The sequence below is a fragment of the Micromonospora sp. II genome (assembly GCF_001709195.1).
Taxonomy (GTDB): Bacteria; Actinomycetota; Actinomycetes; order Mycobacteriales; family Micromonosporaceae; genus Micromonospora; species Micromonospora chalcea.
This window is the reverse complement of sequence record NZ_LYXF01000035.1, coordinates 511,126-531,731: the sequence shown is the minus strand read 5'-3', so window position 1 is coordinate 531,731 and position 20,606 is coordinate 511,126. Positions and strand designations below refer to the sequence as shown.

The window sequence follows — 20,606 nt, the reverse complement described above, 5'->3', positions numbered from 1 at the left end:
CCGCGCCCCCGGGTGACCGGGGGCGCGGCGGGTGGTCAGGCCAGGCGGATCTGGTCGCCGTCGACGGTGATGTCCTTCGCGGCGAGCGGCTTGGTGGCCGGGCCGCCCTTCACCGAGCCGTCGACGATGGAGAAGCGGCTGTTGTGGCAGGTGCAGTTGATCGTGCCGCCGTCGACGTTCGACACCGGGCAGCGCTGGTGCGTGCAGATCGGGTCGAACGCCTTGAACTGGCCGGCCTCGGGCTGGGTGATGACCACGCCCTGGCTGGCGAAGACCGCGCCGCCGCCGACCGGGATGTCCGAGGTGCGGGCCACGGAGTTGCTGCCGGCCCGGTCGCCGCCGCCGGCGTCCCCGGTGGCGGTGGCGCCGGGCGGGCCGCCGCTGGTCGGGGCGAGCCCGGGCGAGGCCTCGTCGTCGCTGCCGCAGCCCGCGAGGACCACTGCCGCGCCGACCGCCCCGGCTCCGGCGAGCAGGGCACGGCGGCTCTGGGTGACCGGTCGGGTCAATGCCTGATCATCACTCATATCCGGCCTTTCTCTCGGCTTACTGCGGAAACACGCACCAGCGTGGGGCACGGTTCATACTGGCGCGTCAACGTACCGGGCATCGCATGGAGGACGTCGGTCAGCGCGCCGCGGCCGGCACCTTGCGGGCCCGCGGCTTGGCGCCGCCGTTGCCGTTGGCCTTGGCCGCCCGGCTGGTGGCCGCCTTGGCGCCCTTGGCCTTGCCGTCGAGCTTGAGGATCGGCCGCAGGAACTGCCCGGTGTGGCTCTCCGGCACCTCGGCGACCTCCTCCGGCGTGCCGGTGGCGATGACGGTGCCGCCCCGGTGGCCGCCCTCGGGGCCCATGTCGATGAGCCAGTCGGCCGTCTTGATCACGTCGAGGTTGTGCTCGATGGTGATGACGGTGTTGCCCTTGTCGACCAGGCCCTCCAGCACCATCAGCAGCTTGCGGATGTCCTCGAAGTGCAGGCCGGTGGTCGGCTCGTCGAGCACGTAGACGGTGCGGCCGGTGGAGCGCTTCTGCAGCTCGGAGGCGAGCTTGACGCGCTGCGCCTCACCGCCGGACAGCGTCGGCGCGGGCTGGCCGAGGCGCACGTAGCCGAGGCCGACGTCGACCAGCGTCCGGAGGTGCCGGTGGATGGCCGGGATGGCGGAGAAGAACTCGGCCGCCTCCTCGATCGGCATGTCCAGCACCTCGGCGACAGTCTTGCCCTTGTAGTGCACCTCGAGCGTCTCGCGGTTGTAGCGCGCGCCCTTGCACACCTCGCAGGGGACGTAGACGTCCGGCAGGAAGTTCATCTCGATCTTGATGGTGCCGTCGCCGGAGCACGCCTCGCAGCGCCCGCCCTTGACGTTGAACGAGAACCGGCCCGGGCCGTACCCCCGGACCTTGGCCTCGGTGGTCTCGGCGAAGAGCTTGCGGATGTGGTCCCAGACGCCGGTGTAGGTGGCCGGGTTGGAGCGCGGGGTACGCCCGATCGGCGACTGGTCCACGCCGACGACCTTGTCCACGTGTTCCAGGCCGGTGATGCGGGTGTGCCGGCCGGGCACCAGCCGCGCGCCGTTGATCTGGTTGGCGAGCACCGTGTAGAGGATGTCGTTGACCAGCGTCGACTTGCCCGAGCCGCTGACCCCGGTGACCGCGATGAGCTGGCCGAGCGGGAAGCTCACGGTGAGGTTGCGCAGGTTGTGCTCGCGCGCGCCGTGCACCACCAGCTCGCGGCCCGGCGTCTGCGGGCGGCGGCCGGCAGGCGTCGGAATGGATTTGCGCCCCGAAAGGTACGCCCCGGTGACCGACTCGGTGTTGTCGAGCAGCGCCGGCACCGAGCCGCTGTGCACGATCTTGCCGCCGTGCTCGCCCGCGCCCGGGCCGATGTCGACGATCCAGTCGGCCACCCGGATGGTGTCCTCGTCGTGCTCGACCACGATCAGCGTGTTGCCCAGGCCGCGCAGCCGCAGCAGCGTCTCGATGAGCCGGTGGTTGTCGCGCTGGTGCAGGCCGATCGACGGCTCGTCGAGCACGTAGAGCACGCCGACCAGGCCGGAGCCGATCTGGGTGGCGAGCCGGATGCGCTGCGCCTCGCCACCGGAGAGCGTGCCGGCGGGCCGGTCCAGGGAGAGGTAGTCCAGCCCGACGTCGAGCAGGAACTTCAGCCGGGCGTTGATCTCCTTGAGCACCCGCTCGGCGATCATCTTCTGCCGGTCGGTCAGCTCGATGCCGGCGAGCAGGTCGGCGGCCTCGCCCACGGACAGGTTGCAGACCTCGGCGATGCTCTTGCCGGCCAGGGTGACCGCGAGCACCTCGGGCTTGAGCCGTGCGCCGCCGCAGGCCGCGCAGGGCACGTCCCGCATGTAGCCCTCGTACTTCTCCCGGGACCACTCCGACTCGGTGTCGGTGTGCCGGCGCTCGATCCACTGCACCACGCCCTCGAAGCCGGTGTAGTAGGAGCGCTCGCGGCCGTACTTGTTGCGGTAGCGCACGTGCACCTGGTCGTCGGAGCCGTGCAGGATCGTCTTCTGCGCCCGCGACGGCAGCTTCCGCCACGGCGTGTCGATGTCGAAGTGCTCGGCCTCGCCGAGCGCCTCCAGCAGCCGCAGGAAGTATTCGAGGTTGTGCCCGGTGGCCCACGGCTGGATCGCGCCCTCGCGCAGCGTGCGCTCCGGGTCGGGGATGACCAGCTCGGGGTCGACCTCCTTCTTCGTGCCCAGGCCGGTGCACTCGGGGCAGGCGCCGTAGGGCGCGTTGAAGGAGAAGACCCGGGGTTCCAGGTCCTCGATCGCGAGGGGGTGGTCGTTCGGGCAGGCCAGGTGCTCGGAGTAGCGGCGCTCCCGGGCCGGGTCGTCCTCCGGCAGGTCGACGAAGTCGAGCAGCACCAGGCCGCCGGAGAGGCCGAGCGCGGCCTCGACCGAGTCGGTCAGCCGCTGCTTGGCGCTGGGCTTGACGCTGAGCCGGTCGATCACCACCTCGATGGTGTGCTTCTCCTGCTTCTTGAGCTTCGGCGGCTCGGTCAGCGGGTGCACCACGCCGTCGACCCGGGCCCGGGCGTAGCCCTTGGCCTGCAGCTCGGCGAACAGGTCGACGTACTCGCCCTTGCGGCCGCGCACCACCGGCGCGAGCACCATGAACCGGGTGCCCTCGGCCATGGCCAGGACCCGGTCGACGATCTGCTGCGGGCTCTGCTTGGAGATCCGCTCGCCGCAGATCGGGCAGTGTGGCTCTCCGATGCGGGCGAACAGCAGGCGGAGGTAGTCGTAGACCTCGGTGATGGTGCCGACGGTGGAGCGGGGGTTGCGCGAGGTGGACTTCTGGTCGATGGAGACGGCGGGGCTGAGGCCCTCGATGAAGTCGACGTCGGGCTTGTCCATCTGCCCGAGGAACTGCCGGGCGTACGACGACAGCGACTCGACGTAGCGGCGCTGCCCCTCGGCGAAGATGGTGTCGAACGCCAGGCTCGACTTGCCCGAACCGGACAGCCCGGTGAAGACGATCAGGGCGTCCCGGGGCAGGTCGAGACTGACGTCACGCAGGTTGTGCTCGCGCGCGCCACGGATGATCAGTCGGTCGGCCACGGTGCGTGTGCTCCCGGAAGAAGAATATGAGGCGGATCTGTGCACCAGACGCCGGGTCTGGGTGGTTTTCACAGGTTGTCGGGGCGCAGAGAAGACGCCTCGGCAACTCTAGCCCCGACGTATGACAACTTCCGTCTCGCGAACATTCCCCCAGCTCAGGCCGGTCGGGCGGGAACCACCCACGCCCACCCGACCGGCTCGCGCAGGTTCAGAATGCCCCGGGTGCCGGGGGCGGCGCCGGACGCCCGGTACGTCGCCGCCCGCCACGCCAGCCGCCCCGCCGTTCGGCCGCCAGCCGGGCCGCGCGCCGGCCGCCCTCGTACTCGATCTCCCGCTGCAACCGGCGCCAGCTCTCCCAGCGGCGCACCGGCAGCGCGCCGTCCTCCAGCGCGTCGCGCACCGCGCAGCCCGGCTCGGCGTCGTGGGCGCAGTCGCCGTACCGGCAGCCGGCGGCCAGCTCGGCGATGTCGGCGAAGGCACGGTCCAGGCCGGCCGCGCCGTCGAGCAGGCCGACCGCCCGTACGCCGGGGGTGTCCAGCACCGCTCCCCCACCCGGCAGCGGCACCAGCGACCGCCAGGTGGTGGTGTGCCGGCCCTTGCCGTCGACGCGGCGGATCGCCTGGGTGCGCATCACGTCCGCCCCGGCCAGCGCGTTGACCAGGCTCGACTTGCCGGCGCCTGAGGGGCCGAGCAGGCCGAGCGTGCGCCCGGGGCCGACGAACCGGCGCAGCGGCGCCAGGCCGGCGCCCCGCTCGGCGCTGACCGGCAGCACCGGCACGCCCGGCGCGAGGTCGGCCAGCTGCCGGGCCACCGCCTCCGGGTCGGCGGCCAGGTCGGCCTTGGTGAGCACGACGAGCGGCTGCGCCCCGGATTCGTGCGCCAGGGAGAGCAGCCGTTCGATCCGTGCGGCGTCCGGTTCCGGGTGCACCGGCTCGACCACCGCGGCGGCGTCGAGGTTGGCGGCCAGCACCTGGCCGCGGGCGTCCTTGCCGGCGGTACGGCGCACCAGCGCGGTACGCCGCGGCAGCACCGCCTCCACCGTGACCGGGCCGTCCGGCCAGGTGGACAGCAGCACCCAGTCGCCCGCGCAGGGCAGCGCGGTCAGGTCACGGGCGGCGGCGGCGAGCACGGCGCCGCCGAGGCTGGCCCGCACCGGCCCCTGGGGGCTCAGCACGGTGCAGACGCCCCGGTCCACCCGGGCGACCCGCCCGGGACGGTGGCCGGCGCGCCGGTCGAGGTGGGCCGCCCAGCCGGCGTCCCAGCCGAGGGCGGTCAGGTCGAGAGTCATGGTGTCCTCTTCGGTGTCGAGGGATACGTGGTGGAGCACACGCGCTGCGACCGGCATGCACACCACCTCCTCTCCGACTCCCGGTGCCGCGTTGGCGACGACGCGGACCGGGCGGCCCAGGTCGTCGGCCCCGACGGTAGGTGCCGCGCCGACGCGCCGAAAGCGATTTCCCCGGCGGCGCGCCCTGCCCGGGCCCGCTACTGTCGAACCGTGAGAACGCGATGACCACCGACCCCCTGCTGCTGACCGGCCCGCTGGCCGAGGCGAACGACCGTCTCCTGCGTACCGTGTCCGGCCTGACCGCGGCGGACGTCGCGGCGCCCTCGCTGCTGCCGGGCTGGTCCCGGGCGCACGTGCTCACCCACCTGGCCCGCAACGCCGACGGGTTCGTCAACCTGCTCACCTCCGCACGCACCGGCGAGGACATCCCGATGTACGCCTCGGCGCAGGCGCGCGCCGCCGACATCGACGCCGGCGCCGACCGGGGTCCGGCCGACCTGCTCGACGACGTACGCCGCAGCGGCCAGCGCTTCGACGCGGCGGTCGCGGCGATGCCCGTGGACGCCTGGGGCGCCACCGTGCAGACCCGGCGCGGCCCCTGGCCGGCGGCGATGCTGGTCTGGGGCCGGCTGCGCGAGGTCGAGGTCCACCACGTCGACCTGGCGGCCGGTTACCTTCCGGCGGACTGGCCGGAGGCGTTCGCCCAGCGGCTGCTGCACGAGGTGGTGACCGGGCTGTCCGGCAATCCGGCCGCGCCGGCCATGGTGCTGCGCTTCGACGGCGCGGCCTCCGAACTCGTCGTGGGTGACCCCGAGGGGGCGCCCACGGTCACCGGCCCCGCGCCGGAACTCGCCGCCTGGCTGACCGGCCGGGGCGCGGGCGAGCTGCTCACCGTCGACCCCGACGGCCCTCTGCCCAACCCACCGGAATGGATCTGAACATCGTCATGACCTACACCGGAGACGTCACGCCCGGCGGGCCGCCGGCCGTGCGCGAGCTCGACCGGCTCACCGTCACCAAGCTGTCGGTGGGCCCGATGGACAACAACGCCTACCTGCTGCGCTGCAACGCCACCGGCGAGCAGGTGCTGATCGACGCCGCGAACGAGGCGCCGCGCCTGCTGGAGCTGGCCGGCGACGGCGGGCTGGCCGCCGTGGTGACCACGCACCAGCACATGGACCACTGGGTCGCGCTGGAAGAGGTGGTGGCCAAGACCGGGGCGCGCGCGCTCGTGCACGCCGACGACGCCGAGGGCCTGCCCATCTCCGCCGAGCGGCTCGGCGAGGGCGACACGGTGCCGGTCGGCGACTGCGCGCTGGAGGTCATCCACCTGCGCGGGCACACGCCGGGCTCGATCGCGCTGCTCTACCGCGACCCCTCCGGCACCCCGCACCTGTTCACCGGCGACTCTCTCTTCCCGGGCGGCGTCGGCAACACCGACCAGGACCCGGAGCGCTTCGGGCAGCTCATCGACGACGTCGAGGCCAAGCTCTTCGACCGGCTGCCCGACGACACCTGGTTCTACCCGGGCCACGGCAAGGACAGCACCATCGGCGCCGAGCGGCCCGCGCTGCCGCAGTGGCGCGCCCGCGGCTGGTGAACACGCCCGGTCCGGCCTCCCCCGTGGCGGCCGGGCCGGGCGCGGTCAGCCGGTGACCGCGCGCAGGCGGCGCCGGGTGGCGAGCAGCACCGGGCCGGCGAGCAGCAGCCCGACCGCCATGGTCAGCACCGTGGGGTTGAGCGCCGCGGGCAGCAGCCCGGTCAGCGCCCGCGCGGTCAGGCCCAGCGCCACGTAGAGCCCGGCCCAGGCGGTCGCCCCCGCCGCCGCGCAGGCCAGGAACCGCCGGTACGACATCCGCAGCCCGCCGGCGGCCAGCGGCAGCAGCGCGTTGAACACCGGCAGGAACGGCGCCACCAGCACGATCCGTCCGCCACCGCGGTGCAGCAGCGTCTCGGCGGCGGTCCACCGGGACTCGCCGATCCAGCCGCCGACCCGGCTCTCCCGCAGCTGCCCGCCCCAGCGCCGTCCGGCGAAGAAGCTCAGCGACCAGCCGGCCAGGCAGCCGGTGACCACCGCGGCGACGGTCAGGGCCCCGCCGGCCGGGCGACCGGCGCCGACCGCCGCGAGGACCGCCGCGTCGCCGGGCACCAGCACCCCGATCAGGGGTACGGCGTCGGCGAGCATCACGATGCCCAGCAGACCCATCAGGAGGGTGGTGGGCAGCTCACCGGCGGCGGCCACGAGATCGTTCATGAGCTGCACGCTATGGCCCGCCGGTCACCCGGCACATCGGGCATGATCCCCCAGTGGCCCCCGACACCCGACCCGGAGATCCCTGAGGGTCATCGGGGTCGCAGCACCTGCACCCGGCGTACCGGGGAGTCGACGGAGGGCTCGGTGGTCGGCACCGGGTAGCTGGCCACCAGCTCCAGCCCGCCCGGCGGCAGGTGACCCCGGTCCGGGTCGCCGACCAGCACCTCGACGCCGTGGTCGGCGCAGCGCCGCAGATAGGGCAGGACCCGCGCGGCCAGTCCGGCGTCGTAGAGCACGTCCCCGGCCACCAGCAGGTCGGCGCCCGCGACGCCGTCGAGCAGGTCGTCGCCGTCGGCCGCCACCCGGACCCGGTTGGCGCGGGCGTTCACAGTGACGGCCGCCACCGCGTACGGGTCGATGTCGTTGGCGACCACCTCGTCCGCCCCGGCGAGCGCGGCGGCGATGGCGACCAGCCCCGATCCGGCGGCCAGGTCGAGCACCCGCCGCCCGGCGGCCAGTTCGGGGTGGTCGAGCAGGTGCCGGGCCAGCGCCTGCCCGCCGGCCCAGACCGACGCCCAGTACGGCGGCGGCAGCGACCGACCGGCGGCGGCCTCCATCCGGGCCCACCACAGGATGGCGTCCTCGGCCAGGTGCAGGCGCACCTCGGGCACGAACGGCGTGTCGACCAGTCGCAGGCGGTCCGGGCCCGCGCCGGGCACCGCGATCTCCTGTTCCAGGTCGGCCAGAGCCGTCTGCGTGCTCATCGGGGCAAGCATGCCGCGCCCCGCCCGACGCCGGGGTCATTTTCCCGGCGCGGCACGTATTCATGGGCGCGCCGCGCACTTCCGGCAGCGGATTGCGGTCCGGACGGTTACTGTCGGGGTGGTACAGGGCGACCACCGGCCGCGGGGCCGGCGCTCGCCCGCATTGAACAGGGAGAGACGCATGGCAACCGGCACGGTCAAGTGGTTCAACTCGGAAAAGGGCTTCGGCTTCATCGAGCAGGACGGCGGAGGCCCGGACGTGTTCGTCCACTACTCGGCCATCCAGAGCAGTGGCTACCGCGAGCTGAACGAGGGTCAGAAGGTCGAGTTCGAGGTGACCCAGGGCCAGAAGGGCCCGCAGGCGGACAACGTCCGTCCGATGTAGTGACGTGCCGGTGGCGGCGGTCGGGGCTCCGACCGCCGCCGCAGCGCATCATCAGGACGGCGCGGCCGGCAGGTCGCGCCGTCTCCGTAGCGGCCCGGCCAGCAGGATCAGCGGGGTCAGCGCCAGCCACGCGGTCATCACCCGGATCGCGCCACCCGGCCCCCAGAGCGCGCCCAGCGCGCCGGCGAGCAGGGCGGCCAGCGGAATGGTGCCGTAGTTGAGCAGATGCATGCTCACCGTGACGCGGCCGAGCAGCCGGTGCGGGGTGTACGTCTGCCGGAAGCTGCCCTTGACCACGTTGCCGATCGCGACGCCCAGGCTCACGAGCACACCGCCGAGCACCAGCCACGCCGTGCGAGCGCCGGGTCCGGCGAGCGGGATGAGCAGCGCGGGCGGCCCGGTGAGAGCGCCGGCGAGCAGTACGGCGCGTGCGCTGCCGAGCCGGCGGGCCAGGCGCGCGGCCAGCGCGGCGCCGATCACGCCGCCGAGGCTGGCGAGTCCGATCAGGAGGCCGACCAGGCCCGCCGGGAGTTCGGCCGAGCGCACCAGGAACACCACGAGCACCGCCTGGTAGCCGGTCAGCCCGATGTTGCTCGCCGCCCCGAAGACCGTCAGCACCCGCAGGTACGGGTCGCGGACGACGAACCGCAGCCCGGCGGCGACCTCGCGGCGCAGCGACGTCGTCCCGGCGTCCCGGTGCGGCCGGGCCTCGACCGCGCTGATCCGGCGCAGGCAGAGCGCGGACAGCAGGAAGGTGAGCGCGTCCAGCGCCACAGCGGTCACCGCGCCGACGAGCTGGGCGACGAGACCGGCCAGTCCCGGGCCGACGAGGTAGCTCGCGGTCTGGGTGGCGTGCAGCCGGGCGTTCGCCTCGGGCACCTGCTCGGGACGCAGCAGCGTGGGCAGGTAGACCTGGTCGGCGGTCTCGAAGAAGACCCGGGCCAGTCCGGCGCCGAGCGCCACGACCAGCAGGTGACCGACGGTGAGCATCCCGGCCAGGGCGGCCACCGGCACGCTGGCGAACAACGCGGCGGCGGCGAGGTCGGCGGCGATCATCACCGGGCGACGGCGGACCCGGTCGACCCACGCCCCGACCGGCAGGCCGGCGAGCAGCCAGGGCAGCCACGCCGCGGCGGTGAGCACCGCCACCTGGAACGTGCTCGCGTCGAGCACCGCGACCGCGACCAGCGGCAGCGCCACTGCGGTCATGTTGCTGCCGACGGCGCTCACCGTGTGGCCGGTCCAGAGCAGCCGGAAGTCGCGGTGCCGGAACAGCCCTCCGCGCGTCGGGGCGGCCGGCCCCGACATGCGCGCGGGGGCGGTCACGACGGGCGTCCCGGTAAGGCGTTCGCGGGCGGCGCCGGAACGCGGTGGACGGTCACGGCCGGCCCGGGACGCCGTGGGCGAATACGAAGACCGGCTCGCGGCGCTGCCCGTCCTCGGGCGCCGGCCGGTCGGCCCACCGTGCGAACAGCGCGATCACCTCACGGCTGAGCTCGGCCAGCTCGTCCGGGGTCAGGTGCAGCCACTTGTCGGTGCTGAACGGCCCCTCTCCCCACGCGGCGTGCGCCTCGTCAGGGGCGGCGTGCCAGGCGCGGACCAGCTCGGCGTGCCGCTCCAGGTTGAGCGAGCTGGCCGCGTCGGCCACCACCCGGGCCGCCGGGTCGTCGCCGAAGTCGCTGTTGGACCAGCGCACCCCGCGATCGCGCAGCCGCCACCAGCGTTCCCGGCGGTCGCGTGCCAGCTCGGGCGCCTCGACCAGCAGGTCGGCGGCGGCCAGCACCTTGAGGTGGTGGCTCACGTTCGCCGGCGCCTGGTCGGTGCGGTCGGCGAGCATGCCGACGGTGCACGGGCCGTACACCTTGAGCACGTCCATGAGCCGGCGGCGCAGTGGGTGGGCGAGCGCGGCGAGCACCCGCGAGTCGGTGATCTGCCGGACGGTCCGCTGTTCCATGCGCCCGAGTCTCACATTCGCAAGAGCTGTTGCGCAACAGCTCTTGCGGAATGCGCCGGCCGACGGCGCCGCGACCCGCGGTCGCGGCGCCGGACCGTCAGGCGATCAACCGCCGGGACAACTCGTCGGCCACGTCCCGGGCGATCTGCGGCGGGATGGCCTCGGCGATCTTCTCCGGCGGCAACCCGGCCAGCACGCCGGAGACGATCTGCTGCTCGTCGGTGAAGTCCCGGCCGGACAACTCGTTCACCTGCGCGACCAGCGCCGGCCAGGCGCGCAGCATCGCCAGCATCTGCTGCAACGGCGAGTTGGGCATGGGCGGGTTGACCAGCCCGGCGGTGTTGGCCGGCGAGATCAGCCAGTTGCGCAGGTTCTGCAGGTCGGCCAGGACGTCGCCCACAGTGCGGTTCTTCGAGCCGGTGTCCTTGATGAGCCGGTCGGTCTGTTCCATGTCGTCCTCCGGTTTCGCGGTGGCGATCATTCCGATCGCGGTCAGATAGCGGCGGAACAGCGGGGTCAGGTCACGCCCCGCCTTTGTCGAGTCACGGAAGAAGCTGAAATGCGTGTGGTACAGGTGGCTGCTGTCGCCGCTGGTGCGCCGTCCCAGCCGGTCCCAGCGGCGCACGGTCCGCCCGTCCGGGGAGTAGATGATCTCCCGGATGTCCCGGGTGTCGGCCGCGTTCGCCACGCACTGCGCCACCATCCAGGTGGAGAACGTCCGCAGGTTGTGCGTACCGCCGCCGGAGCGGACGGAGAACGTGCCGACGTCCAACGCGGACGCGTACAGGGTCAGGCCGGACCGGTCCCGGGTGGACTCCACCACCGAGTAGTCGTTCGTGACGACCCGGTCGGATCCGCAGTGGTAGCCGCCCCGGTGGTTGGGGTCGCCGACGATGCCGACCTCCGCCGGCTCCAGGTCGTCGGCGCGTACGGCCTTCTTGTCGACGTTGAGATAGGTGAGCAACAGGTTCCGGACGGCCAGCAGGTTCGCCGGGGCCGACGTCATGGCAGATCCCCTTCCGATCGATGACCGGCGAGGGCACGACAATCACACCGCGTGATGGCGTGTGATCCGCGGACGCGCCCCGCCGGATAACTGCACGGCACCGGGCACTTGCTCCGAGCTTAACCACGGTTAGGCAAAAGTGCCCAGCTCAGGGACGGTTTTTTGGACTATCAGCCCGCTGTGGACGGTGTCCGCGTGAGCGGCAGCTCCAACCCCGAGGGATGCTCACGATCGCTGAGAATCTCTCGCCAACCAGCACGAAGAGTCACGGCAGTGCCGAGTGGCTCACCGGTGCCGGGATTGCGCGCGTACCGGGGGTGGGCGCCACCGGAGACCTGGACCCGCAGCCGGTGCCCGGGCGCGAAGCGGTACGCGGTCGGCCAGAGCGTCACCGGCACGGCGACCACACCGGACGGATCGCGCGGGAACCGGCCCGGCTCGACCCGGACCAGCCCGTCGCAGACGTTCCAGGAACGCCCGCGCCGGTCCACGTCGCACAGACGCACGAACACGTCCAGGTACGACAGTTCGCTGCGCACGTGGATCTCGGCGCGTACCGGCCCGGCCACCTCGACCGGCTCCGGCAGCGGCCCAGTGGTGTAGGTGAGCACGTCCGGCCGGGCCTCCACCGGCCGGTTGTCGACCGCGCCGGCCCGCTGGGCCACGAGCAGCGGCCCGCCCAGCGACGGGGTCGGGTCGGCCGGGTCGTACCAGAAGCGGTCGGGCGTGGTGCCGGGCTCCGGCGGCTCCGGGGCGAGCCCGCCGCCCGAGCGCAGGTGCCACCGCACGGGCGTGGCGGGCGGCGGCCAGTCCGGCAGGTCACGCCAGCCGCCGCCGGCGCCGCCGACGTGCACCCGCACCGGCGCGCGCTGCGGCGCGGGCCGCCCCGCCAGGTGCGTGTCGAGCCAGTCCAGCCCTTCGCGCAGCGACGCCAGGAGCAGCCCCGGGCTGCCGTGGGTCCAGGGGCCGACGACCAGGCGGGGTCGCGCTCCGGCGGCCCGCAGGCGGGCGTAGTCGTCGAGCTGGGCCGGCAGGAAGATGTCCTGCCAGCCGCTGACCATGGCGACCGGGGCGCGCACCTCGGTGATCCGTTCGCCGAAGACCCGGGTACGCCAGTAGTCGGCGTCGGGGGTGTGGTGGCGCAGCCACTCCTGGAAGAACGGCACCGTGACACCGGTGGCGACCCGGTCCGCCTCGGCCAGCGGCAGGTGCGCCAGGGCACGGACGAGGCGGGGCTGACCGCGCTTGAGTTCCCACTGCCGGGCCAGCCAGGGCACCGTCTGCGCCTGGAGCAGCTCGGCCCAGGTGAGCACCGTGTCCAGGGCGAACGACTCCCCCGCGTACGTGGAGTCGCGGGTGCCCGACGCGGTCACCACGGCGACCATCGCGCGCAGCTCGTCGCCCGCCTCGGCGGCGAGCGCCCACTGCACGAAGCCCTGGTAGCTGGCGCCGAACATGCCGAACGCGCCGGTCCACCACCGCTGGCGGCGCAGCCAGTCCAGCGTGTCGAGGCCGTCGTCGCGCTCGTGCACCAGCGGCGCGAACTCGCCGCCCGAGCCGTACGTGCCGCGGCAGGACTGGATGACCACGTGGAAGCCCCGCTCGGCGATCAGGCGGCCGAGCAGGCGGATCGGCCCGCCCCGCCCGTACGGGGTGCGGATCAGCACGCAGTGCGCGCCGGGCAGGTCGGGGGCGTAGTGGTCGGCGCGCAGCGTCACCCCGTCGCGGACCCGGACCGGGATGTCCCGGGTGACGGTGACCCGCCCGGTGCGGGCGGCCGGTAGTCGCAGCGCCGCGGCGGCGGCCCGGGTGACCAGCCGCACGGTCAGTCGCCCTCGCCGGGGCCGGGTGCGGCGCCGCGGCGGGGCGCGGCGCGGATCTCGTCCCGGTGGGTACGCATGGAGCGCACCATCTCCGCCATGAACCGCTGCACCACGGCCAGCTCGTCGTCGGTGAAGCGGTCCATCACCTCGTCGGTGCGGCGCCCGAGCGGGCCGAAGAAGCTCTGCGCCAGCGTGGCGCCACGGTCGGCGTAGTGCAGGAGGATCTTGCGGCGGTCGGCGGTGTCCCGGTCGCGGCGGATGTGGCCGCCGCGTTCCAGGCGGTCGACGAGGGCGGTCACCGACCCGGAGGAGATGTTGAGCGCCTCACCGAGGCGGCCGGGGGTGATCGGGTCGCCGATCAACTCGGCCTCCATCACCGCGATCAACGCCTGCAGGTCGGTGGCGTTGAGCCCGTGCAGTCCGGCGAAGGCGTGCCCGATGTGCTGGGCGTCGACGGAGTATCGGCGCAGGTCGTTGGTGATCTCGGCGATCATCCGCCCGCGCGGGTCGTCCCGTCGCCGGTACATCCTGTGCGCCACCGTTCGCCGACACCCCCTGCCCGAACTGATCCGGTTGCAGCATAGAACCACCCCGGATAATCTCGCTTATCAAGATACTCGTTCAGAGAGAATCCTCCGCGACCAAATAGTGAGGGCATCCGATGTCACTGTTCTCCCGCGTCGTCCGGGGCCGGCTCGCCGCCTGGCTCACCCTGGCCGTCGCGCTCGTCGTCGGCGTAGTCGCCTTCGGGCTGCCGAAGCCGGACAATCCCGACCCGGTCTCCGGCACCGGCCTGTCCGTGAAATGGCAGTCGACGCAGGTCGAACGGCTGCAGGACCAGTTGCCCTCGAAGGACGCCCAGACCGCCCTGGTCGTGGTCAGCCGCGCCGACCAGGCCCCGCTGAGCGGCGCCGACCGAGGTCAGCTCGACGGCCTCACCGGCCAGCTGAGCTCACTCGCCGCCGGCGGCCGGGTCTCCCCCGCCCAGGTCTCCCCGGACGGGACCGTGGCGCTGGTCGCGGTGCCGCTGTCCACCGAGGGCGGCCCGTCGGCGGTGGTCGACGAGGTGGAGAAGCTCCGCGAGACGGTCGGTGACCTGCCCGGCGAGCTGACCGTCGAGGTCACCGGCGGGCCCGCGTTCACCGCCGACCTGGGCAAGGTGTTCCAGGGCGCGGACACCACGCTGCTGCTGGTCACCGCCGCCGTGGTGGCGGTGCTGCTGCTGGTCACCTACCGCAGCCCGTTCCTGTGGCTCGTACCGCTGCTCGTGGTGGGCGCGACCGAGCAGATCACGCTGCGCGTGGTGGAGTCCCTCGTGCCCGCGTTCGGCATCTACCTGCCCAGCGGCCAGGTCACCGGCATCGCCAGCGTGCTGGTGTTCGGCGCCGCGACCAACTACGCCCTGCTGCTCATCGCCCGCTACCGGGAGGAGCTGCGCCGGGAGGAGGACCGGTTCGCCGCCATGCGCTCGGCGCTGCGCCGCACCGCCGAACCGATCCTGGCCAGCGGCAGCACCGTCGTCCTCGGCGTGCTCACGCTGCTGCTGTCCGAGCAGGAGACCAACCGGGCGCTCGCCATCGCCTGCGCCACCGGTGTGATCCTCGCCATGCTCTCCGCCCTGTTCGTGCTCCCCGCAGCCCTGCTGCTGTTCGGCCGGGGCCTGTTCTGGCCGTTCATCCCCCGCGTCGGCAGCGCCGCGCGCGAGGGCCGGATCTGGGGCCGCCTCGGCGAGATGGTCATCCGCCGGCCGCTGCCGGTCGCCGCGCTCGCCGTCCTGCTGCTCGCCGGCCTGGCCCTCGGCGGCCTCGGCATCCGCACCGGCCTGTCCGAGACCGAGCAGTTCAGCGAGAAGCCGGAGGCGGTCGCCGGGGCGGAGACGCTCGCCCGGGCGTTCCCGGCCGGCAGCACCCAGCCGGTTGCGGTGCTCACCAACCCGCAGGCCGCCCCGGCGGTGCTCGCCGCCGCCTCCGACGTCGACGGGGTCGCCTCGGCCCGGCCGGGCGCCGCCGGAGACCGGGTAGCCCAGATCGACGTGGTGCTCACCGCCGAGCCCGGCAGCGCCGCCTCCGACCGGGCCGTGGTGGCGCTGCGCGACGCCGTGGCCGCCGTACCGGATTCCGCGCCGCCCACCGTGGACGGCGCGGACGCCCCCGACGGCGCCCTCGTCGGTGGTTCGGTCGCCGCGACCTACGACTCGAACGAGGCGAACACCAAGGACCTCAAGCTGATCCTGCCGCTCATCCTGCTGCTGGTCGGCGCGGTGCTGGTGCTGCTGCTGCGCGGAATCCTGGCGCCGCTGCTGCTGGTGGTGACCGTGATCGCGTCGTTCTTCGCCAGCCTCGGCGCGGCCTGGCTGCTCTTCGACCACGTGCTGGACTTCCCGGCGCTGGACAGCGGGGTGCTGCTGCTCGCGTTCGTCTTCCTGGTGGCGCTCGGCGTCGACTACAACATCTTCCTGGTCACCCGGGCCCGGGAGGACGCCCGGCGCACCGGCACCCGCGACGGCATGCTGTCGGCGCTGCGGGTCACCGGCGGCGTCATCACCAGCGCGGGCGTGCTGCTCGCCGCGGTCTTCGCGGTGCTCGGCGTGCTGCCGCTGATCACGCTCACCCAGATCGGCATCATCGTCTGCATCGGTGTGCTGCTGGACACGCTGCTGGTCCGTACCGTGCTGGTGCCGTCGCTGGCGTTCCTGCTCGGCGACCGGTTCTGGTGGCCCGGCCGGATCACCCGGGACGCCGACGCGCCCAGCGACGCCGTCGACGCGCCGGCCGAGCCGGTGCCCGCGCGGGACTGACCTGGACGGACAGGGCGGGGCCGGCACGTTCGCCGGCCCCGCCCGTTCGTTTGTTCTGTTCGCTCGTTCGCTCGTTCGCTCAGAAGCTCAGGCACTCGCACTCGGTCATCAGCGCCCGCACGTTGCGCACGTACTGCGGGTTGGGGATGGTCAGCGGCTGGTCCTCCCGCGCCACCGCGCCGTGCCCGTAGTTGTACGCCGCGATCACGGCGTTGAGCAGGCAGGAGTTCAACGTGGACGTGCACAGCGAGGCGTCGAGGCGGTAGTCGGACTCGAAGTACATGTCGCCGATGTACTTGGTCAGCCAGGCCAGGTACGTGCCGCCCAGGTAGGCGTTGTCGCGGTAGGCGTCGATGTCGTACGACTGCCCGAACCGCTGGTTCATCCACTCCGCCGTGGCCGGCATGACCTGCATCAGCCCGACCCCGCCATCGCAGGCGATGATGTTGGACTGCCACCCGCTCTCCTGCCAGGCGGTGGCCTTCATCAGGGCCGACGGGATGCGGATGTCCGGCGCCGAGGTGGGCCAGTAGGTGCGCGCCGCGGCATCGGCGAGCGCCGCTTTCACCTGGCTCTGGCTGGCCTTGGTGCCCCGGTAGCTCGGCTTACAGCCCTCGTCCGCCGGCTTCGGCGGGGCGGGAGGCACCTGGGTCTCGGTCGGCGGCTTCGGCTTGGCCAGCGGGGCCGTGGACGTGCGGGACGGCTTCGCGGCCGGTTTCGGTTTCGCCGACGCGCTCGGGCTGGGCCGCCCACCCATCGCCGCGACCGCCGGTGGCTCCTCGCTGGGCGCGTCGGCGGGCGCCTCCTGCGGTTCGTCCGCCGGCGCCGCCGTGGGCAGGTCCGCGGCGACCTCGCGGACCGGCCGTTCCTGTTCGCCGCACGCCGTCAGCGTGCCCGTCGCGAGCAGCGCCGCCACCGCCACCGCGGCCCACCTGCCGAATCCTCGCCGCATCCGACCTCCCCCGTCGTTGCCGTCGGCGCACCCTAACAAGGATCGGCAGGTCCGCGGGGTACCCGAGACGCCGACCGGCGCCGCCGGGGCCGGGGCGGCGCGTCCCGTGGGGCCGGGCCGCCATCCGCCGGGTCCGGCCGCTCGGCGCCGTCCGCCAGCCGGTCCCGGGTCGCCCACGCCACCACGAACACGGTGGTCCAGGCGATGCCCAGCAGCACCGCCGTGACGGTGCCGCTCGCGGTGCTGAGTCCCAGGTAGAGCCGCGCGCCGGTGACCATGACCACGCCTGCCGACGCGGCCGTCCACACGGCCACGCCGACCGGCCAGCGCGCGCCGCGGGACAGCAGCCAGGCCAGCGTGCCGAAGCTCGCCGTCACCACCGCGTTCTGGGTCGGGAACAGGTCACCGGCCCGGTCCGGGCCACCCGGATCGGTCAGCTCCGCGACAACGACGAGCAACACCAGCGGCACCGCCGCGCCGACGGTGCCCAGCACCCCGAGCGGGTCGGCCCGCCACGGCCGGCCCCGCCCCGTCACCACGGCCGCCACCACGGCGACCGCGGCGATGAGCAGCCAGCCGCGCAGCCCCGACACCGCGGCCTGCGCCGCGTCGACCACCCCGGGGGTACGCCGGGCGGCGAACCAGTCGGAGACCAGCCCGTCGAGGACACCCAGCCCGCTGTGCCGGACCACCGCCTCCAGCAGCAGCGCCACGGCCAGCCCGGCGACGAACAGCAGCGCCAGCCCCAGCACCAGGTTGACCAGCAGGCTCCAGGCCGGGCCGACCCGCATCGCGACCAGGAAGAACAGCACGCCGTACCGGGACCGCAGCCAGCGCAGCGGCGGCAGCGCGGCGGCCCGGGCGGCCAGCGCGCGCACCGGGTCCGGGTTGCGCCCCAGCCAGCGGCCCGCCAGCACCACGCCGAGCAGGCACAGCAGCAGGGCCAGCACCGCCCCGGTGGCCTGGCCGAGCAGCTTCGACACCCGCTCGTACGACTCCCCGGCCAGGTAACCGGCCAGCACCGAGGCGCCGACCCAGCTCGCCACCCCGGCGAGGTTCCACGGCGCGAACCGCCGGTACGGCATTCCGGCCGACCCGGCCAGCCGGGGTGCCAGCGTACGGGCGAACGCGATCCAGCGGGCGGCCAGCACGCCGCGACCGCCCAGCCGGTCCAGCAGCGAATCGGCCCGCCGCCACCGGTGCGCCCCGATCCGGGCGCCCACCCCCGAGGCGCGCAGCCGTGGGCCGTACCGCCGCCCGGCCCGCCACGCGAGTGTGTCTCCGATCACGGCGGCGGCGGTCATGGCCACCAGCACGGGCGCGAGGCGCAGCGTCCCCGCGTACGCTAGGAAGCCGACCAGAAGCAGGGTCGCCTCGCCGGGCATCAGCAGCCCGACGATCACCGCGGTCTCCGCCGCGACGATCGCCGCGGCGGCCAGGTAGATCAGCAGGGGCGGCAGCTCCTGCAGCCAGCTCAGCAGGTCAGGCATCGGACACCCCGCACGGGTGTCAGCATGCCAGTCGCTGGAACGGTCGGCACAGCACTTTCGACGCAGATCCGGGCGATCTCGGGGTGACCCCGAGGCGTGCCCGGGCTACCGCAGACAGGAGTATGGAGGGTATGCAGCTACGCACCGACCTCCGCAACGTCGCCATCATCGCCCACGTCGACCACGGCAAGACGACCCTGGTCGACGCCATGTTGCGGCAGGCCGGCGCCTACGGCGCCCGCGGTGAGAACACCGAGCGGGTCATGGACTCGATGGACCTCGAGCGCGAGAAGGGCATCACCATCCTCGCCAAGAACACCGGCGTGCGGTATCTGCCGGCGGACGGCTCGGAACCGGTCACCATCAACATCATCGACACCCCCGGTCACGCCGACTTCGGCGGCGAGGTCGAGCGCGGCCTGACCATGGTCGACGGTGTGGTGCTGCTGGTCGACGCCAGCGAGGGCCCCCTGCCGCAGACCCGGTTCGTGCTCCGCAAGGCGCTGCGCGCGCGGCTGCCGATCATCCTGGTGATCAACAAGGTGGACCGTCCGGACGCCCGGATCAAGGAGGTCGTCGACGACACGTACGAGCTGTTCCTCGACCTGGACGCCGACGAGGAGCAGATCGACTTCCCGATCGTCTACGCCTGCGCCCGCGACGGCATCGCCTCGCTGACCCAGCCCGCCGACGGCGCGGTCCCGGATGACAGCAGCAACCTGGAGCCGCTGTTCCGCACCCTGCTGGACACCATCCCGGCCCCCGCGTACGACGAGGGCGCGCCGCTGCAGGCGCACGTCACCAACCTCGACGCCTCGCCGTTCCTGGGCCGGCTCGCGCTGTGCCGGGTCCGCCAGGGCACGATCAGCAAGGGCCAGACCGTGGCCTGGTGCCGCACCGACGGCAGCACCCAGCGGGTACGCATCTCCGAGCTGCTGATGACCGAGGGCCTGGAGCGCAAGCCGGCCGAGTCCGCCGGGCCGGGCGACATCATCGCCGTCGCCGGCATCCCGGAGATCATGATCGGTGAGACGCTCGCCGACGCCGAGAACCCGGTGCCGCTGCCGCTGATCACCGTGGACGAGCCGGCCATCTCGATGACCATCGGCACCAACACCTCGCCGCTGGTCGGCCGGGTCAAGGGCGCCAAGGTCACCGCCCGGATGGTCAAGGACCGGCTCGACAAGGAGCTGATCGGCAACGTGTCGCTGCGGGTGCTGCCCACCGAGCGGCCGGACGCCTGGGAGGTGCAGGGCCGTGGTGAGCTGGCCCTGGCGATCCTGGTCGAGCAGATGCGCCGCGAGTCCTTCGAGCTCACCGTCGGCAAGCCGCAGGTCGTCACCCGGGAGATCGACGGGAAGACCTGCGAGCCGGTCGAGCGGCTGACCATCGACGCCCCGGAGGAGTACCTGGGCGCGATCACCCAGCTCCTGGCCACCCGCAAGGGCCGGATGGAGCAGCTGGTCAACCACGGCACCGGCTGGATCCGGATGGAGTGGCTGGTCCCGGCGCGCGGCCTGATCGGCTTCCGCACCGAGTTCCTCACCGAGACCCGCGGCACCGGCATCCTGCACCACGTCTTCGAGTCGTACGAGCCGTGGTTCGGCGAGCTGCGCACCCGCAACAACGGGTCGCTGGTCGCCGACCGGGCCGGCGCGGTCACCGCGTTCGCGATGACCAACCTCCAGGAGCGCGGCCAGCTCTTCGTCGAGCCGGGCACCGAGGTGTACGAGGGCATGATCGTCGGAGAGAACTCCCGCTCCGACGACATGGACGTCAACATCACCAAGGAGAAGAAGCTCACCAACATGCGCTCGTCGACCGCCGACGAGACCGAGAAGCTGATCCCGCCGCGCAAGCTGTCCCTGGAGCAGGCGCTGGAGTTCTGCCGCGAGGACGAGTGCGTCGAGGTCACCCCGGCCGCGGTGCGCATCCGCAAGGTGGTGCTGGACCAGACCCAGCGCGGCCGGATGGCGGCCCGCCGCAAGCACGCCGGCTGACCCACCCCGCCCCACCCGGAGCCCGGCCCGCCCCAGGCGGACCGGGCTCCCCGTCTCTCCCCCTGCCCTGCCCGGCCCGGTTGATCATGAGGTTGGCGGCGTTTTCGATCTCCATAACCGCCGCCAACCTCATGATCGACCGCCAAGCGCGAGATCTTGGTACGAAATGGCCCCTCCAGGGGCCCTCCAGGGGCCGATTCCTACCAAGATCTACACGGATCTCGGGATATGACCTTCTAGATCCCGGATAGTGGGAGATTGGGCGGTCTCCGCGGACGGCATGGGAGCGGCCGTCGGATGACGTGGAACTGGCGGACTGA

General features: G+C 73.2%; 17 protein-coding genes. 5 read left to right on the top strand and 12 right to left on the bottom strand.

Going from position 1 to position 20,606, the window contains the following annotated elements; translation table 11 throughout:
- Positions 1-35: 35 nt before the first annotated feature.
- The 3 genes from A8711_RS20385 to rsgA all read right to left on the bottom strand — a co-directional run bounded on the left by A8711_RS20385 (position 36) and on the right by rsgA (position 4,861).
- Positions 36-524 (bottom strand): Rieske (2Fe-2S) protein, encoded by a 489-nt coding sequence (locus tag A8711_RS20385; RefSeq protein ID WP_064445299.1) that lies wholly within the window; start codon positions 522-524, stop codon positions 36-38.
- A 100-nt stretch (positions 525-624) separates the two neighbouring features.
- Positions 625-3,573 carry an excinuclease ABC subunit UvrA gene (gene uvrA, locus A8711_RS20380; RefSeq protein WP_069089085.1) on the bottom strand — a complete coding sequence of 983 codons (2,949 nt, stop codon included), beginning with the start codon at positions 3,571-3,573 and terminating at the stop codon, positions 625-627.
- Between the two features lie 208 nt (positions 3,574-3,781).
- The gene (gene rsgA / locus A8711_RS20375; RefSeq protein ID WP_069089136.1) at positions 3,782-4,861 is read right to left on the bottom strand and encodes a ribosome small subunit-dependent GTPase A; all 1,080 of its coding nucleotides are present in this window, start codon (positions 4,859-4,861) and stop codon (positions 3,782-3,784) included.
- Between the two features lie 221 nt (positions 4,862-5,082).
- Between rsgA and A8711_RS20370 the strand changes: the two genes are divergently transcribed.
- Together A8711_RS20370 and A8711_RS20365 are read left to right on the top strand one after the other, a co-directional pair.
- Positions 5,083-5,799, top strand: a complete 717-nt coding sequence (locus A8711_RS20370; protein WP_069089084.1) for a maleylpyruvate isomerase family mycothiol-dependent enzyme — start codon at positions 5,083-5,085, stop codon at positions 5,797-5,799.
- An 8-nt stretch (positions 5,800-5,807) separates the two neighbouring features.
- The gene (locus A8711_RS20365) at positions 5,808-6,461 is read left to right on the top strand and encodes an MBL fold metallo-hydrolase (protein WP_043331130.1); all 654 of its coding nucleotides are present in this window, start codon (positions 5,808-5,810) and stop codon (positions 6,459-6,461) included.
- A 45-nt stretch (positions 6,462-6,506) separates the two neighbouring features.
- On the opposite strand, the gene A8711_RS20360 is transcribed toward A8711_RS20365, so the two are convergent.
- Complete coding sequence (locus A8711_RS20360; protein WP_069089083.1) at positions 6,507-7,115, bottom strand: DedA family protein; 609 nt, start codon at positions 7,113-7,115, stop codon at positions 6,507-6,509.
- An 89-nt stretch (positions 7,116-7,204) separates the two neighbouring features.
- On the bottom strand, positions 7,205-7,879 hold the full coding sequence (locus A8711_RS20355; protein ID WP_043331125.1) for a methyltransferase: 675 nt from the start codon (positions 7,877-7,879) through the stop codon (positions 7,205-7,207).
- A gap of 181 nt (positions 7,880-8,060) precedes the next feature.
- On the opposite strand from A8711_RS20355, the gene A8711_RS20350 reads away from it, so the two are divergent.
- Entirely contained in the window at positions 8,061-8,264 is a 204-nt protein-coding gene (locus tag A8711_RS20350; protein ID WP_013287480.1) for a cold-shock protein, read from the top strand.
- Positions 8,265-8,315: 51 nt separating this feature from the next.
- On the opposite strand, the gene A8711_RS20345 is transcribed toward A8711_RS20350, so the two are convergent.
- From A8711_RS20345 to A8711_RS20325, 5 genes are all read right to left on the bottom strand, one after another.
- A complete protein-coding gene (locus A8711_RS20345; protein ID WP_069089082.1) occupies positions 8,316-9,590 on the bottom strand; it encodes an MFS transporter in 1,275 nt (424 codons plus the stop codon).
- Between the two features lie 52 nt (positions 9,591-9,642).
- Positions 9,643-10,218 (bottom strand): helix-turn-helix transcriptional regulator, encoded by a 576-nt coding sequence (locus A8711_RS20340; RefSeq protein WP_069089081.1) that lies wholly within the window; start codon positions 10,216-10,218, stop codon positions 9,643-9,645.
- Between the two features lie 97 nt (positions 10,219-10,315).
- Complete coding sequence (locus A8711_RS20335; RefSeq protein ID WP_069089080.1) at positions 10,316-11,224, bottom strand: hypothetical protein; 909 nt, start codon at positions 11,222-11,224, stop codon at positions 10,316-10,318.
- A 170-nt stretch (positions 11,225-11,394) separates the two neighbouring features.
- The gene (locus A8711_RS20330; protein WP_069089079.1) at positions 11,395-13,047 is read right to left on the bottom strand and encodes a CocE/NonD family hydrolase; all 1,653 of its coding nucleotides are present in this window, start codon (positions 13,045-13,047) and stop codon (positions 11,395-11,397) included.
- Between the two features lie 2 nt (positions 13,048-13,049).
- Positions 13,050-13,574, bottom strand: coding sequence for a MarR family winged helix-turn-helix transcriptional regulator (locus A8711_RS20325; RefSeq protein ID WP_043329603.1), 525 nt, complete (start codon positions 13,572-13,574; stop codon positions 13,050-13,052).
- A 134-nt stretch (positions 13,575-13,708) separates the two neighbouring features.
- On the opposite strand from A8711_RS20325, the gene A8711_RS20320 reads away from it, so the two are divergent.
- Positions 13,709-15,844, top strand: coding sequence for an efflux RND transporter permease subunit (locus A8711_RS20320; protein ID WP_043329601.1), 2,136 nt, complete (start codon positions 13,709-13,711; stop codon positions 15,842-15,844).
- Positions 15,845-15,923: 79 nt separating this feature from the next.
- Here A8711_RS20320 and A8711_RS20315 read toward each other — a convergent pair whose 3' ends face one another.
- The gene (locus A8711_RS20315; protein ID WP_043329600.1) at positions 15,924-16,796 is read right to left on the bottom strand and encodes a lytic transglycosylase domain-containing protein; all 873 of its coding nucleotides are present in this window, start codon (positions 16,794-16,796) and stop codon (positions 15,924-15,926) included.
- Positions 16,797-16,828: 32 nt separating this feature from the next.
- A complete protein-coding gene (locus tag A8711_RS20310) occupies positions 16,829-18,286 on the bottom strand; it encodes a DedA family protein (protein WP_043329599.1) in 1,458 nt (485 codons plus the stop codon).
- A 131-nt stretch (positions 18,287-18,417) separates the two neighbouring features.
- On the opposite strand from A8711_RS20310, the gene typA reads away from it, so the two are divergent.
- On the top strand, positions 18,418-20,286 hold the full coding sequence (typA, locus tag A8711_RS20305) for a translational GTPase TypA (RefSeq protein WP_043329598.1): 1,869 nt from the start codon (positions 18,418-18,420) through the stop codon (positions 20,284-20,286).
- Positions 20,287-20,606 lie beyond the last annotated feature (320 nt).

What these genes read in the sequence shown, in the direction of transcription:
- A8711_RS20385 (WP_064445299.1), bottom strand. Translation starts at nt 524, where the DNA reads ATGAGTGATGATCAGGCATTGACCCGACCGGTCACCCAGAGCCGCCGT.
- rsgA (WP_069089136.1), bottom strand. Translation starts at nt 4,861, where the DNA reads ATGACTCTCGACCTGACCGCCCTCGGCTGGGACGCCGGCTGGGCGGCC.
- A8711_RS20370 (WP_069089084.1), top strand. Translation starts at nt 5,083, where the DNA reads ATGACCACCGACCCCCTGCTGCTGACCGGCCCGCTGGCCGAGGCGAAC.
- A8711_RS20365 (WP_043331130.1), top strand. Translation starts at nt 5,808, where the DNA reads ATGACCTACACCGGAGACGTCACGCCCGGCGGGCCGCCGGCCGTGCGC.
- A8711_RS20360 (WP_069089083.1), bottom strand. Translation starts at nt 7,115, where the DNA reads ATGAACGATCTCGTGGCCGCCGCCGGTGAGCTGCCCACCACCCTCCTG.
- A8711_RS20355 (WP_043331125.1), bottom strand. Translation starts at nt 7,879, where the DNA reads ATGAGCACGCAGACGGCTCTGGCCGACCTGGAACAGGAGATCGCGGTG.
- A8711_RS20350 (WP_013287480.1), top strand. Translation starts at nt 8,061, where the DNA reads ATGGCAACCGGCACGGTCAAGTGGTTCAACTCGGAAAAGGGCTTCGGC.
- A8711_RS20340 (WP_069089081.1), bottom strand. Translation starts at nt 10,218, where the DNA reads ATGGAACAGCGGACCGTCCGGCAGATCACCGACTCGCGGGTGCTCGCC.
- A8711_RS20335 (WP_069089080.1), bottom strand. Translation starts at nt 11,224, where the DNA reads ATGACGTCGGCCCCGGCGAACCTGCTGGCCGTCCGGAACCTGTTGCTC.
- A8711_RS20325 (WP_043329603.1), bottom strand. Translation starts at nt 13,574, where the DNA reads ATGTACCGGCGACGGGACGACCCGCGCGGGCGGATGATCGCCGAGATC.
- A8711_RS20320 (WP_043329601.1), top strand. Translation starts at nt 13,709, where the DNA reads ATGTCACTGTTCTCCCGCGTCGTCCGGGGCCGGCTCGCCGCCTGGCTC.
- A8711_RS20315 (WP_043329600.1), bottom strand. Translation starts at nt 16,796, where the DNA reads ATGCGGCGAGGATTCGGCAGGTGGGCCGCGGTGGCGGTGGCGGCGCTG.
- A8711_RS20310 (WP_043329599.1), bottom strand. Translation starts at nt 18,286, where the DNA reads ATGCCTGACCTGCTGAGCTGGCTGCAGGAGCTGCCGCCCCTGCTGATC.
- typA (WP_043329598.1), top strand. Translation starts at nt 18,418, where the DNA reads ATGCAGCTACGCACCGACCTCCGCAACGTCGCCATCATCGCCCACGTC.